12 protein-coding genes are annotated in these 13,388 nt (G+C 38.3%); 2 read left to right on the top strand and 10 right to left on the bottom strand.

Going from position 1 to position 13,388, the window contains the following annotated elements:
- Positions 1 to 148 precede the first annotated feature (148 nt).
- The gene (locus tag CA2015_RS07645; protein ID WP_048641379.1) at positions 149 to 358 is read right to left on the bottom strand and encodes a hypothetical protein; all 210 of its coding nucleotides are present in this window, start codon (positions 356 to 358) and stop codon (positions 149 to 151) included.
- 376 nt (positions 359 to 734) lie between these two features.
- On the opposite strand from CA2015_RS07645, the gene CA2015_RS07640 reads away from it, so the two are divergent.
- On the top strand, positions 735 to 1,568 hold the full coding sequence (locus CA2015_RS07640) for a helix-turn-helix domain-containing protein (RefSeq protein WP_048641378.1): 834 nt from the start codon (positions 735 to 737) through the stop codon (positions 1,566 to 1,568).
- Between the two features lie 195 nt (positions 1,569 to 1,763).
- Here the strand turns inward: CA2015_RS07640 and CA2015_RS07635 are convergent, their stop codons facing one another.
- Together CA2015_RS07635 and CA2015_RS07630 are read right to left on the bottom strand one after the other, a co-directional pair.
- Positions 1,764 to 3,095: a YfcC family protein gene (locus CA2015_RS07635; protein ID WP_048641377.1), complete on the bottom strand. Its 1,332-nt coding sequence runs from the start codon at positions 3,093 to 3,095 to the stop codon at positions 1,764 to 1,766.
- A 386-nt stretch (positions 3,096 to 3,481) separates the two neighbouring features.
- Positions 3,482 to 3,952 carry a pyrophosphohydrolase domain-containing protein gene (locus CA2015_RS07630; RefSeq protein ID WP_048641376.1) on the bottom strand — a complete coding sequence of 157 codons (471 nt, stop codon included), beginning with the start codon at positions 3,950 to 3,952 and terminating at the stop codon, positions 3,482 to 3,484.
- A 603-nt stretch (positions 3,953 to 4,555) separates the two neighbouring features.
- Here CA2015_RS07630 and CA2015_RS07625 point away from each other — a divergent pair.
- On the top strand, positions 4,556 to 5,917 hold the full coding sequence (locus tag CA2015_RS07625; protein WP_048641375.1) for a PhoH family protein: 1,362 nt from the start codon (positions 4,556 to 4,558) through the stop codon (positions 5,915 to 5,917).
- A gap of 10 nt (positions 5,918 to 5,927) precedes the next feature.
- On the opposite strand, the gene CA2015_RS07620 is transcribed toward CA2015_RS07625, so the two are convergent.
- The 7 genes from CA2015_RS07620 to recG all read right to left on the bottom strand — a co-directional run bounded on the left by CA2015_RS07620 (position 5,928) and on the right by recG (position 13,370).
- Entirely contained in the window at positions 5,928 to 6,683 is a 756-nt protein-coding gene (locus tag CA2015_RS07620; RefSeq protein ID WP_048641374.1) for a LytR/AlgR family response regulator transcription factor, read from the bottom strand.
- Positions 6,684 to 6,810: 127 nt separating this feature from the next.
- Positions 6,811 to 7,545, bottom strand: coding sequence for a LytR/AlgR family response regulator transcription factor (locus CA2015_RS07615; RefSeq protein ID WP_048641373.1), 735 nt, complete (start codon positions 7,543 to 7,545; stop codon positions 6,811 to 6,813).
- A gap of 23 nt (positions 7,546 to 7,568) precedes the next feature.
- Complete coding sequence (locus CA2015_RS07610) at positions 7,569 to 8,609, bottom strand: sensor histidine kinase (RefSeq protein ID WP_048641372.1); 1,041 nt, start codon at positions 8,607 to 8,609, stop codon at positions 7,569 to 7,571.
- A gap of 31 nt (positions 8,610 to 8,640) precedes the next feature.
- Positions 8,641 to 9,612 (bottom strand): AAA family ATPase, encoded by a 972-nt coding sequence (locus CA2015_RS07605; RefSeq protein ID WP_048641371.1) that lies wholly within the window; start codon positions 9,610 to 9,612, stop codon positions 8,641 to 8,643.
- A gap of 76 nt (positions 9,613 to 9,688) precedes the next feature.
- Complete coding sequence (locus CA2015_RS07600; protein ID WP_048641370.1) at positions 9,689 to 10,345, bottom strand: pseudouridine synthase; 657 nt, start codon at positions 10,343 to 10,345, stop codon at positions 9,689 to 9,691.
- 8 nt (positions 10,346 to 10,353) lie between these two features.
- Entirely contained in the window at positions 10,354 to 11,190 is an 837-nt protein-coding gene (locus CA2015_RS07595; RefSeq protein ID WP_048641369.1) for an OmpA/MotB family protein, read from the bottom strand.
- Positions 11,191 to 11,276: 86 nt separating this feature from the next.
- Positions 11,277 to 13,370, bottom strand: coding sequence for an ATP-dependent DNA helicase RecG (recG, locus tag CA2015_RS07590; RefSeq protein WP_048641368.1), 2,094 nt, complete (start codon positions 13,368 to 13,370; stop codon positions 11,277 to 11,279).
- Positions 13,371 to 13,388: the final 18 nt, after the last annotated feature.

Genomic DNA, 13,388 nt, shown 5'->3' with positions numbered 1-13,388 from the left:
AATTTTGTAGCAATTATGACCTATCAAAGTTCCCTGTTGAGGGTTTACCTTAAGGCTTTGAATCAATGCAGGGTATTCCTTTTTTAGAGAAGGATACTTTTTAGCTAGTTTTTTTAAGTTCTTTTCAAACTTTGGAATAGCTTTAACACTATAATTCATCGATCAGGTCCTCAGCATTTCGTGCTTCCATTTTACCTTCTTTTACCAGCTTTAACTCCTCTACTGCTTTCTTAATATCCATAATAAGCTCAGCTTTATTTTCGGATATTTGTGTGGCTTTTTTGATAAAAGAGAAGTTTTTGAGCAGTTCCATAAAAAATGCTGCCTTGCTATCTTGGATGTCCAGAAGTATCTTCATAATCAAATTTTTTTATTAGGCAGAAGCCTTGGTGTTTATAAAGTTCCGAATTGATCTAATAAAGCAGCTGTTTTAAATATAACTATACCATTATCAATACACTATACAAAAATAAGCAAATTATTTGGGCAAAGAATAGACTGATGAAGGCTTGCAAGATTAGGTTCTATTGTCCGGTCTAGATTTAGAAACGGGTAACTTAGACTTATAATGGGTTTTTCTGCCTCGATAATCTAGAAAAAAATTAGCATGTTTTAGACCTAAGCAAGCTGAAAACTTTCGACATGATTGGGCGAAGTTACCGATATCGCTTAAATTTCGACCAGCAAATCGTAACTTCGACCAGTAAAGGATAATGTAGGGTTATTTACCAAAGATGATATATACAGGCAAGCAAAACGAATATTTTGAAATTCAATCCATTGACTCTTCCAACTGTAAACACCTGTTAGAAAGTCAACCGGAAGTTTTGAAATTGATCTGGTTTACCTCAGATAATAACAAACTGCTGATAGATGGGATTCCTTATACTTTCAATACAAATGAGTTGCTAAGCTTGTCCCAGCTCAATAAGCTGGAATATGAGAAAATCAATTCAATCAACCTACTAAGGTTCAATCGGCAGTTTTATTGCATTTTGGATCACGACAGTGAGGTAAGTTGTAAGGGAGTGTTGTATTATGGAGCGGCTACTCCTCCCATTATAAAGGCAGCCGACAAGGAACTGGAAATATTGGAAACCGCCTGGAAAATGGCAGTTCTGGAATTTGAAATGAAGGATGATCTTCAACTGGAGATGCTTCAGATGATGCTCAAAAGGATACTTATTCTATGTACCCGTATTTTCAAGAGGCAAAAATTTCATGAAAGCCCTACGCCCAAACAAAATGATTTGTTTAGGGAATTTAACTATTTGGTAGAAACGCATTTCAGAGAAAAACATACTGTGGCCGAATATTCAGAATTGCTATTTAAAGCGCCTAAAACCATCTCCAATACCTTCAAAAAGTTATGTGAAAAAACACCATTACAGGTAATTCAAGAAAGGATTGTGCTTGAAGCCCGAAGGTTGTTGTTTTACACGGAAAAGGATGTTTCTGAGATTGGCTATGAATTGGGTTTTCAGGACATACAATCCTTTAGTAGGTTCTTCAAAAAACAAGAGGGACTGTCCCCCACAGATTTCAGAGAACAAAACCATACTGTTTAGTCAGTCAATAGATCACTTTGGCTTTAGGTGGTAAATTATAAGGTGAATTCAGTTTTATTATTTAGGCTGTTAAATGTTTTAAACTTTCTCAAGTTGAAAACTTTCAATAAGATAGGACGAAGTTCCCGCTACGGCTCAAACCTCGACCAGTAAGGAACCTAATCGATTTCGTGATAGTAGTAGCAATATTTACACTTATTGGTATCCTGTTGTCACTGCAAAAATGATGCTTATAGCGGCTAAAATCATCATTAGAATCATCGGTTTCACGGCGAACTTTAACCATTTATTATAGGAAATCCCACTGATAGCCAAGACCGCCATTAGGGTGCCATTGGTGGGGACGATAAGGTCGGCCATCACGGCGCCATATTGATAAGCCAATACACAGGTTTGACGGGAAAGCCCAATTAAATCGGAAAGAGGTACCAGAATAGGCATGGTCAGTATGGCCTGACCCGAATAACTGGGGATAGGAAGATGCAATACCATATGAGAGAGCATCATAAGGACTGCAGAAAACGTTGGCTGTATGTTTTTCAGCGGGCCGAAAAGCCCGTACACAATAGAGTCTATAATCAAGCCTTGTTCCAATACGATAGTAATACTATTGGCCAGTCCAATAATCACCGATGCAAAAATCATTTCCTTGAATCCTGCAACATAGGCTTCTCCTGTCTGGTTAGTGCCCAACTTACCGATTAGCCCTGCAAGAATACCCAATGCAAAAAAGCAAGCAGCAAGTTCTTCAAAACCCCACCCATGACTAAGAAGGCCATAAGTGACGGCCCCAAAGGTCAAAGCCAATAGGATTAGGATAATTTTACTTCTGTTGCTTATTTTCTCATTCAGGTCGGAAGCAACTATTGCAATTGGGTTTTTTCTAGAATAGCGAATAATGAAGAGTATCCAAATAGTAAAGGCGATGCCTAGAAAAATCAATCTTAATCCACTTCCTGAAAGTAAGGGAAGGCCTGCTACTTTCTGAGCAATCATTACGGCGAAAGGATTTGAAGGACTAAAGGAACTCCCAAGTACAGAAGAACCATAGCTCATGTAGAGCGTAGTATAGGTGTTGTAGCCAAGGCTTCTTCCGAAAAGCAATAGCATAGGGGTGAGTGCAATAACCTCCTCCTGAAGCCCAATAGTAGCTCCACCAGCGGTGAAAAAAGCTGATACTATAATCAAAGCAAGAAGTTCTCTGCCCTTTAATAGAGCAACCAATTTCGCCAAGCCCTGGGACAGTGCACCTGTTTTTTCAATTACATAGAAGCAGCCACCCAATAAGAGAATCAAGACAATGATATCAGCCCTGCCAATAATCCCCCTTGGTATGGCCAAAAGCAAGTCAAAAACAGAGAGGTTTTCACCTTCTATTACCTTATAAGAGTTATTAACCACTTCTTCCAAACCCGTTGCTGCATTTATTTCCCTGTCGTAGATACCTTGTGGAATGATGAAAGTCAATGCCCAAGAGAAAACGATTACTGCTAAAATAATTACGAATGCGTTAGGGAAATTTTTCATTTGCTTGTGAATTGAAGTTAGAGCTGATCATTGGATTTATGGCAAAAAGGGGGGTAGGTAATTTATTTCCAAAGATCCCAACTTTGGTTGGGCTTAGGTTATTCAAGTGCTAAGGAGCAGAATGGGCATCAAAAGGTTAGGTGTAATTACTGCAATAATGTAACTGGATTTCTCTAATAAATTGAAAACAAAATACAATCAATTGATTTTTTGAATAATATAGAGATAAAAAATGAAATTCTGACTGATGTTGAAGGTTTTGTACTTCAGTAGGTTTAGTTCGGAATTGACAATTGACCTTCTATTTTGTGATTTATTCTGTTTAAAAAATCAATGAATCCCGACAACAGTATGGAACTATTGCCGGTTCAATGGTAGGGATATGGTTAAGAATTTTTTAGAATAGAGCTTAAATCTGCTGGGGAATAGTTAATTGATTTAAGGGTTTTATTGTCTTCCTTGCGGTAGACGAGAAATACATCGTCAGATTTAACGTAATAACAATCTGTGCCCTTAGCTTGGTAATGTGCGACTGTGTCTATTGCCTCTTTTTCATTTTTACAGGCCTTGCTCATATTGGATCGTTGCACCTCGTCAAATAGCGTTTTGAATTTATCTGCCAGGCCAAATTCCAATACGGCACCGGAGAGTACATATTGAATGTCACAAAGTGCATCAGCGACTTCTACCAAGTCATCATTGGCAATTGCCTCTTCTAGTTCCTTTAATTCTTCGGCTATTAAGGATACCCGAAGTTTACACCTATTGGACTCTGGTATTACCGGAGAGGGAAGTATAGGATGTTTGAATGTTTGGTGAAATCGAGCTACAGCTGTTAAGGTTTGGGGATCTTTCATGATAAAATTGTTTTTCAGCACCAAAGAAAAAAAGGTCTGCCAATGAAAGCAATCAATTCATGATAAAATGAATAAAAAACATTTTGAATCTTAGCACACACCTGAATTCGGTTAACCCGGATTATGTAATAGGATTTCTCCGCCCTGACAATGTCAAGGGTGAAGCCTGTCCCGTGTTTACGAGAAGTGTTGCAATCGCAAGAAAATCAGGCTGTATGGAGATTTTAGCATAGCACCGCTATGGTGAAATTGAAAACAGCAACGAAGTGGCTGATTTTAAAGCGATTTCAGCACGTTATAGAATGTCTATTGCATATTTCGGGATTAAGGAAGTAAGCTTGAATAGACCAATGGGGTACTGATCCAGTTAATTAGGGGGATACGGTTGTTGCCAATTCCACTTTAATCCTAATAATAGACGGAGACATGATTCGGTACTCACTTGGTTTATTAGTTCAATAATTTGTAAACCACAGTTTATTAGTCCCTTATGTTTTGGGTTAAAATAATCCTTTAATCAGCCGTTAATTTTCGGTGTCATTTTTGAAATATTGTAAATTAAAATAATTATTATTAGAAGACATTCACTTTTAGATAAGCCTTATGTTGAAAAAAACAACTAATAGTGCCTCGAAAATTTTTGTGCTAGATACTTCGGTTATTCTCTATGACCACCATTCCATAATGAACTTTGCTGAGCACGATGTGGTCATCCCAATTACAGTATTGGAAGAGCTGGATCAGTTTAAAAAAGGGAATGATACCAAAAACTTTGAGTCCAGGGAATTTATCCGTTTACTGGACAAGCTCTCCCAGAACCATATGATTCAGAATTGGACTCCTTTAAATGGGAAGAATAAAGGGTCATTCAAAATCATGATGAATCCCGATAACAAGCTCAATGCCAATGAGATATTTGGGGAGGAAAAAAATGACCATAAGATTTTAAATGCCGCATTAAGCTTAAAACAGACGGAGATTAACAGAAAAGTCGTTCTCGTCAGTAAGGACATCAACTTAAGATTGAAGGCCAAGTCTTTGGATATTGCTGCCGAAGATTATGAAACAGGCAAAATCAAAAATATCAGTGAAATTGAAAATACGGGCAAGGGGGTTATTGATAATTTAGACAACAATATAATCAATAGCCTTTACGAAAAAGGTGTTCTTGAGGGCAAAGAGGTTTTTGGAAAGAGGAGAAAAAACTTACCTCAAAACAATACATTTTATATTTTAAAGGGCATTGAAAGCAATGCATCCATACTTGCCTTTTATCAGTCCCAGCAAAACCTATTTTCTAAGATTTCTAAAACCAAGGCGTACAATGTCAGTCCTAAAAATGCAGAGCAGGCTTTTGCCCTTCATGCCATTTTGGATCCGGAAATTAAGCTTTTAACCATTCAGGGAGTAGCGGGTACAGGAAAGACGCTTTTGGCCCTTGCGGGCGCATTGGAGCAGCGAAAAGAGTACAAGCAGATTTTTTTGGCAAGACCAATTGTTCCTTTGAGTAATAAGGACATAGGCTATTTACCTGGAGATATCAAGTCGAAGTTAAATCCTTATATGGAACCGCTTTGGGACAATTTAAAATTCATCCAAAATCAATATCAGGAAAGTGATAAAGAGTATCAGCGAATTACAGACATGATCAACCAAGAAAAACTGGTGATCCAGCCTCTTGCCTATATTAGAGGCCGTTCTTTATCGAATATTTTCTTTATTGTAGACGAAGCACAGAACCTGACGCCCCATGAGGTGAAGACAATTATCACCAGAGCCGGTGAAAATACGAAGATTATTTTCACCGGTGATGTTTTTCAAATCGATACGCCTTATTTGGATAGTCAAAGTAATGGATTGTCCTACCTGATAGACAGGGCAAGAAACCATTCACTTTATGCGCACATTAAGTTGGAAAAAGGAGAAAGGTCTGAATTGGCCAATCTTGCCAATGAATTGCTTTGAGAAATTTAACTTAACTTTCAGTAATAGTGTTTAGTTTGGCCAAGAAGCTATTGTAATATTGGCGACCTACCTGCACCACATCACCTGTTTTTAGGTTTATTTCCTTGGTGTTGAAACTTTCTATTTGTGCCAGTTGGACGATGTATGACTTTTGAACCCGTAAGAAAAGGTTGGAAGGCAATTTTTCCTCCATGTCCTTCATTGATTTACGAATTGTGAAGTTTCTGTTTTTTGAAAATATAGTTACCATGTTTCCATTGGCTTCTACATAATATATGTCACTGTAATCCACCCTTTCAAAACTATTGTCAGCTTTGATATAAACAGCATCAACTACTAAGTAAGGGCTTTCTGCAGCTTTAGAGGAGGATCCTTCGGAAAGGGTAGGTCTTGTTCTTTGGTTGTATAGAACAATTTCTACCATGGCATGGATATCGTTGCTATTGAAAGGCTTTACAATAAAACCTGCAGGGTGTGTTCTTTTTGCTCTTTCGATAATAGCAGGGTCACTATAAGAAGTAACATAGACAATAGGTGCGTCTACCATTTGTTGAATGATTTCGCCCAATTCAATCCCATCTTTATCGCCTTTCAGCTTGATGTCCATGAAAACCATGTCAGGACGATATTTTTTCACCACCTTAATGGCTTGATTTGCAGAATTGGCTATGTCAATATTCACATATCCTAAAAGTTGTAAAATTTCTTCGATGTTTTCAGAAATATTTACATCATCCTCAACGATCAGTATCCGTTCTTCTTTCATTTCTAAACTGTTTTAATTGAAAAATATAATTAATGATGCTAATACGAAATTTACAAATTAAAATGCAAATAAAAGCACGGAAGAATCAATTTACTGACCATTTAATCAAACTAATTGCTTTTTATGGTTATAAACTCATCAAGTCTTTGAACCTTGCTGCTTGTCTTCTGCTGACTTCTATTCGTTCTCCACCCTTAAGAGTGACTACCAAACCACCATTAAACCAAGGTTCTATGGTCTCCACCCAGCTCAAGTTGATAATGTGTTTCCTACTCGCTCTAAAGAACGATTTTTCATCGAGTCTTTCGTCAAGCGCATTCAGCGACTTGTGAATCATTGGCTTGTTTTTCTCGAAATAGACTTTGATATAATTGCCATCAGACTCAAACAAGCGGACATTTGCTAATTTTACAAACCAACATTTATCCCCATCCTTTACAAAAACCTGGTCATTTAAAGCAAGCTTGTCTTTGGGAAGATCCGCATCTGAAGTCTCTTCTTTTTTTAACTCTTCGAGCTTTTTTTCTAGTTTCTTTAAGGTTTCGGTTAGTCTTTCTGGTTCTATTGGTTTCAACAAATAGTCCAGGGCATTTACCTGAAATGCCTGTAAGGCAAATTCATCATAAGCAGTAATAAATACTACCAAAGGAACATAATCAAGCTCTTCAAGAAGATCAAAGCCTGTCTTTTCAGGCATTTGGATATCTAAAAACACTACATCAGGTTGTAGGGATTCAATCTTCTCTTTGGCCTCATCCACATTTGGTGCCTCTCCTAAAATTTCTATGTTGTCATTTTGGCTTAGTAAGCTGATAAGCTCTTTTCTGGCCAACCTTTCGTCATCTACTACTAATACGCGCATAATATCTATATTTTCCTCTAAATTTAACCTTTTTGTTTCGGTATTTTTATTTCTGTCACCACAAATTCATTTCCGTAATTGAATATCTTGAATGAGGCCTTGTTCCCAAAAATCAGTTTTAGCCGTTGAACGGTATTGGCAATGCCATGTCCTTCCCCTTTTTTTCTGGGGGTTCCGGCAGGTTTTAACTGACCGCTATTCCTTACCCAGATGTATAAATCATCCAACAAGCCTACGGTACATTTAATCTCAATTAGGCCACCTTTCATCAAATTTGAAATCCCATGTTTGATGGCATTTTCTACGATGGTTTGTAGCATCATGGGTGGAATCCTATACTGATTTGTCTTAGGCTCAACTTCATAGATTACCTTCAATCTCTCCTCAAACCGTATGGACTCGAGGTTTAAATAATCTTTAACTGTTTTCATTTCATCCGATAAGGAGATGGTTTTGTGCTTATCTACTACTAGGGAATACCTCAATATATTGGACAATTGAGTAATGGCTGATTTTGCTTTTATAGGGTCTTCATCTACCAAAGCCCGAACACTATTTAGGGCATTGAAAATAAAATGTGGGTTTAATTGATTGCGAAGGTGAATAAGTTTGATTTCATTGATCCTTGCCTGGTATTGCAGACTGGAGTTGTAATTGTCTAGAAAATAGAATAGGAAATATAACAAGGACCACAGAGAATAAAAAAGAAAGCTGGTAAACAGGTTGACCATCAATACCAAAGGCCTAAAATCTTGAGGGTAATGTAAGGTGCCAAAAATCCAATTGATTAGGATTTGTGATAGGGTATTCACCAAGCTCAAAATCAAAACAGCTGTCAATACGTGGCTAATTAGCTTGGTGGTTGGGAATTCAAGCCAACTATTGTGTTTAATTTGATATCTAAAAAAATGTGTGGAGACGAAATAGACAATGGCCAAAGAAAAGTAAGCACCTATTTGAATGGGTGTTATACCTCGAGCCATGGATACAAAAAACAGGTTGACCAAAGCAAAGCTCAGCCAACCAAAAATTTGTAACAACCAATATAGCTTGTTTTTATTCATTCAAATCCCTACTTCCTCCGGCAAAATTATGCTACTGTATAGTAGCCGATTTGTTCAAAGGTATTTTATCGAGAATTTTATTAATCAAATCACGGGTACTTACACCGTCTGCCTCTGCCTCATAATTTAAAATTATCCTGTGGTTGAGCACGTCTTCAGCAATTTCTTTGATATCCTCTGGCAAAACATAATCCCTTCCCTGCATAAAAGCATTGGCTTTGGCCGCAAGATTAAGGTTGATAGATGCTCTTGGAGAAGCACCGAATTGAATGTATTTGGCCTCTTCGTGCATGCCGTATTTTTCAGGGAATCTGGTAGAAAAGACCATTTCTATGATGTAATTTTCCAAAGCCTCTGCTATCTGTACCTCATTAATGGCACTTCTTATGGCAAAAATATCTTCCTTGTTCAGTATTGGATTTACTTCTGAAATAAATTTGGAGTTGGTCATTCTTCTCATGACTTCCAACTCATCTGATTTGGAAGGGTACTCTATATTTACCTTCATCATGAATCGATCGACCTGCGCTTCCGGTAAAGGGTAAGTTCCCTCCTGATCTACAGGATTTTGAGTAGCCAAAACCAAAAATGGCTTGTCTAACATAAATGTAGTTTCACCGATGGTCACTTGTTTTTCCTGCATGGCCTCAAGCAAGGCTGACTGTACTTTAGCTGGAGACCTATTGATCTCATCTGCTAAAATGATATTGGAAAAGATAGGCCCTTTTTTTACCTCAAAATTTGCATTCAATTGATTGTAAATCATTGTACCAATCAGATCAGCTGGCAATAAATCGGGGGTAAACTGTATCCGCTTAAAGTCAAGGTGAAGTACCTTTGATAAGGTGTTTACGGTTAGTGTTTTAGCTAGTCCGGGTACCCCCTCTAATAAAATATGTCCGTTGGTAAATAACCCAATTAAGAGTCTGTTGACCATTTTTTCCTGACCAACTACAACTTTTTTTACTTCCTTAATGACTTCCTGTATCTTCTCCTGATGCATAATGGATATTTGAAATTTCTATTGATATTTTGCCTATAAGAAGCCTAAATTAGAACAATTCATTCTTTATCACAATTTAGTGCCTTTTCTTCTTTTTCGTTTTTTGATTTTTGGTGGTTTTAAAGCCCTGCTCGGTTTGTGCTTTACTCGAAATACCTAAAGTGGAATAAAGAGTGTCACCATCTAGGAGTCTAACTTCACCAGCCTCAAAACCGTCTATGGTTAATTTCTCTACGGACCACCTGACCAAACGTAGCGTAGGAAAACCTACAGCCGCAGTCATTTTTCTTACCTGCCTGTTCTTACCTTCTTTCAGGGTTATAGCTATCCAAGAATCGGGAACATTTTTTCTATACCGGATAGGTGGATTTCTTTCAGGTAATAATTTTTCTACATCCTCTAGTAAAACGGCTTTTGCCTTTAAGGTATTGTGAATTTTTTTATTGACTGAAATTTTTACCCCTGATTCCAGTTCTTTCAAAGCGCTATCAGTAATTTGTCCTTCTACCTGAACCCAGTAGGTTCGCTCATGGGAATAGTTTGGATCAAGTAACAAATGATTCAGTCGCTTGTCATTGGTCAACAACAATAAGCCTTCACTGTCTTTGTCCAGTCTGCCCACAGGGTAAACGTCCGAAGGGAAATCACTAAGCATGCCTAACGTATCCCCTTCGCCACTGAATTGACTCAGAACACCAAAAGGCTTATAAATCATATAATATTCCAATGCCATATTATCAACTACCGCAACAATTGAAACAATTCATTTAATTGAGGGGTAAGAATAATTTCAGTCCTCCTGTTTTTTGCTCTTCCTTCAGCCGTTTCATTGGAGGCCTTGGGATAGTAGAAACTCCTTCCAGCAGCAGTTACCCGCTCTGGTACAACATCATAGGAATTGGTAAGAATTCGTACAATGGCTGTTGCTCTAGCTGTACTTAATGCCCAGTTGTCCTCAAATTTGCCACGGATAGGCACATTGTCAGTATGACCTTCTACTAGTATTTGGATTTCAGGACTATTGTTTATCACCACTGCTAATTTACTAAGTGCTTCTTTACCATCCTTATTAACTGTGGCGCTTCCTGAGGGAAACAATAACTTGTCCTGTAAGGAGACATATAACTTTCCATCCTGCTCATACACCTGTAATTCATCTGACCGGTATTGAACCAAAGCTTTGTCAATGGTGGTCTTGAGCCCTTCCATCACTGCTTTTTGTTCATCGAGTAGGTTTTGCAAGAGATCCAAACGCTCCTGTTGCTCTATCATTCGTTGCTCCTTGGCAGAAAGCTCCTGCTGTACTGAGGATGAAGCGGCAATGGCTCTTTCAAGTTTGGTTTCCAAAGCGTTGTTCTTTCTTTTGAAATCAGCTAACTCTTCTTCAAGCTGGCTCGCTTTTTTCCTAAATTGCTCCAAGCTGTTACTAGCACTGTCAAGGTTACCTTCCGTTTCCCTGAGTGAACGCATCATTTCTGCATTCCTTATATTTACTTCGTTGTATTTCTTTTGCGGCACACATGAATACCATAAAGGTATTAGCAATACCATACTTCGAAAAATTATCTTGTTCCACATAATTGTCTAGTTTTAAGAAACCTGTAACGAAAAACATACCAATTTAGGTGGTTCTGCCCAAAATCTGGCTTTTTTGGATAAATAGTTCAAGAAATCCGGCTCCAATTCATTTCATTCTTTTTTAGTCGTGACAACTGATCTGCTATCGGTTTATTTTCAATACTGTTAAGATGTGGATCTTTTTCCAAAATAGTTTGGGCTGAAGCGCGAGCCTGAACAAGTATTTCACTGTCTTTACCAATATCCGCGATTTTTAAATCTGTTATCCCCGACTGCTGTGTGCCTGCCAAATCACCAGGTCCTCTTAACTTGAGGTCAACATCTGCAATCTCAAAACCGTCATTTGTTCTAACCATTGTATCTAATCGTACCCTGCTGTCTTTGCTTAGTTCATATTTGCTCATTAGTATGCAGTAGGATTGGTCTGATCCTCTACCTACCCGTCCTCTAAGCTGGTGCAGCTGGGAGAGACCAAATCTTTCGGCATTTTCGATCACCATCACTGAGGCATTAGGGACATTTACCCCTACTTCAATAACGGTTGTGGCTACCATAATTTTGGTTTCATTTTTAACAAATCGATTCATCTCAAAATCCTTATCTGCAGGTTTCATATTGCCATGCAATATGCCTATAGGCAAATCTGGGAAGGCCCTACAAATACTTTCGTATCCATCCATTAGGCTTTTTAGGTCACTTTTTTCAGACTCTTCGATTAAGGGGTAAACTATATAAACCTGTCGGCCTTTTTGGAGTTCTTTTTTCAAAAAGCCAAATACTCTTAATCGGTCTTTGTCATACCTATGAACAGTTTGTATAGCTTTTCTTCCTGCCGGTAATTCATCTATCACAGAGATATCCAGGTCACCATATACGGTCATCGCAAGAGTTCTGGGAATGGGTGTTGCGGTCATTACCAGTACATGAGGGTAAAAGTCGCTGTTCTTCCCCCATAGCTTAGCCCTTTGTGCTACTCCAAATCGATGTTGCTCATCGATAATCGCAAGACCTAATTGTTTAAAGACCACCACATCTTCCAGCAGGGCATGTGTTCCTACCAGCAAATTCAATTCCCCTGACTTTAAGGCTTCATGAATAATTGCTCGTTTTTTTTTGCTGGTAGATCCTGTAAGCAATGCGATGTTGAGTCCCATCTTAGCGGAAAAATCTTTTAGCCCTTCGTAATGCTGAGTGGCAAGGATTTCAGTTGGAGCCATAAGGCAGGTCTGAAAGCCCGAATCAACGGCCACTAAAAGACATATGAAAGCGACAATGGTTTTTCCTGAACCCACATCTCCCTGTACCAGCCGATTCATTTGTAAGCCGGATTTCAGGTTATTGTATATTTCCCTGATTACCCTTTTTTGGGCATTGGTAAGGTCAAAAGGTAAAAATTCCTTGTAAAATTTTGTCAATAAACCTGTCTTGTCCAATACCTTTCCTCTATACTGTTCAGTTCTGGTAAGGTTCATTTTTAACAACCGAAGTTGTAAGAAGAAGAATTCCTCAAATTTCAGTCTATAGAGGGCCTTTTTTAAGGTTTGGTGACCAGAGGGAAAGTGAATCTCTTTTAATGCTATAGGTTTAGGTTCTAGTTTTAATGCTTGGCAGAGAGGTAAGGGCAAGGTTTCAGGAACCTTGGGAAGGACCAAAGGCAGCAAGGTCTCCAGTATTTTGGAGATGCCTTTACTGTCGAGGTACCTGCTTCGTAACTTTTCAGTAGTAGGATAGACCGGATGAAAACTAACCTCTTTTTGCTGCTTGTTGGTAAGAGGTTCTAGTTCTGGGTGGGCAATACTGATTTTTCTTCCATACTGCTGTGGTTTACCAAAGACCACCATTGGAGCGCCTTTTACTAGTCTTTTTGCAACCCATTGTATGCCTTTGAACCAGGTTAGTTCAATCCCACCGGTTTCATCTCTAAATTGGGCTACCAACCGTTTCTTTCTACCATCTCCGATAGTCTCAAATGAATAGATCGAGCCGACCAATTGCACTTGTTGCATATCTGACCGGATGTCGCTAATCTTATAGAATTTTGTCCTGTCCTCATACCTGAAAGGATAATGTTGCAACATTTCACCGAAGGTAAAAATATCCAACTCCTTATTAATCAGAGTGGCTTTCTGAGGGCCTACTCCTTTTAGGTATTCAATTTTAGTATCAAAGAATCCGGACAAATCTTCCTATTTAAAGCT

Source organism: Cyclobacterium amurskyense (genome assembly GCF_001050135.1).
GTDB lineage: Bacteria > Bacteroidota > Bacteroidia > Cytophagales > Cyclobacteriaceae > Cyclobacterium > Cyclobacterium amurskyense.
Note: the sequence above shows the minus strand (reverse complement) of the source record. Positions and strands in the feature narration are given on the sequence as shown.

Bases quoted from the DNA above. Each gene is read 5' to 3' on its own strand.
- CA2015_RS07645 (WP_048641379.1), bottom strand. From the start codon at position 358: ATGAAGATACTTCTGGACATCCAAGATAGCAAGGCAGCATTTTTTATG.
- CA2015_RS07600 (WP_048641370.1), bottom strand. From the start codon at position 10,345: ATGGCATTGGAATATTATATGATTTATAAGCCTTTTGGTGTTCTGAGT.
- CA2015_RS07615 (WP_048641373.1), bottom strand. From the start codon at position 7,545: ATGCGCGTATTAGTAGTAGATGACGAAAGGTTGGCCAGAAAAGAGCTT.
- CA2015_RS07620 (WP_048641374.1), bottom strand. From the start codon at position 6,683: ATGAAAGAAGAACGGATACTGATCGTTGAGGATGATGTAAATATTTCT.
- CA2015_RS07625 (WP_048641375.1), top strand. From the start codon at position 4,556: ATGTTGAAAAAAACAACTAATAGTGCCTCGAAAATTTTTGTGCTAGAT.
- CA2015_RS07630 (WP_048641376.1), bottom strand. From the start codon at position 3,952: ATGAAAGATCCCCAAACCTTAACAGCTGTAGCTCGATTTCACCAAACA.
- CA2015_RS07640 (WP_048641378.1), top strand. From the start codon at position 735: ATGATATATACAGGCAAGCAAAACGAATATTTTGAAATTCAATCCATT.
- CA2015_RS07610 (WP_048641372.1), bottom strand. From the start codon at position 8,609: ATGAATAAAAACAAGCTATATTGGTTGTTACAAATTTTTGGTTGGCTG.
- CA2015_RS07605 (WP_048641371.1), bottom strand. From the start codon at position 9,612: ATGCATCAGGAGAAGATACAGGAAGTCATTAAGGAAGTAAAAAAAGTT.
- CA2015_RS07635 (WP_048641377.1), bottom strand. From the start codon at position 3,095: ATGAAAAATTTCCCTAACGCATTCGTAATTATTTTAGCAGTAATCGTT.
- CA2015_RS07595 (WP_048641369.1), bottom strand. From the start codon at position 11,190: ATGTGGAACAAGATAATTTTTCGAAGTATGGTATTGCTAATACCTTTA.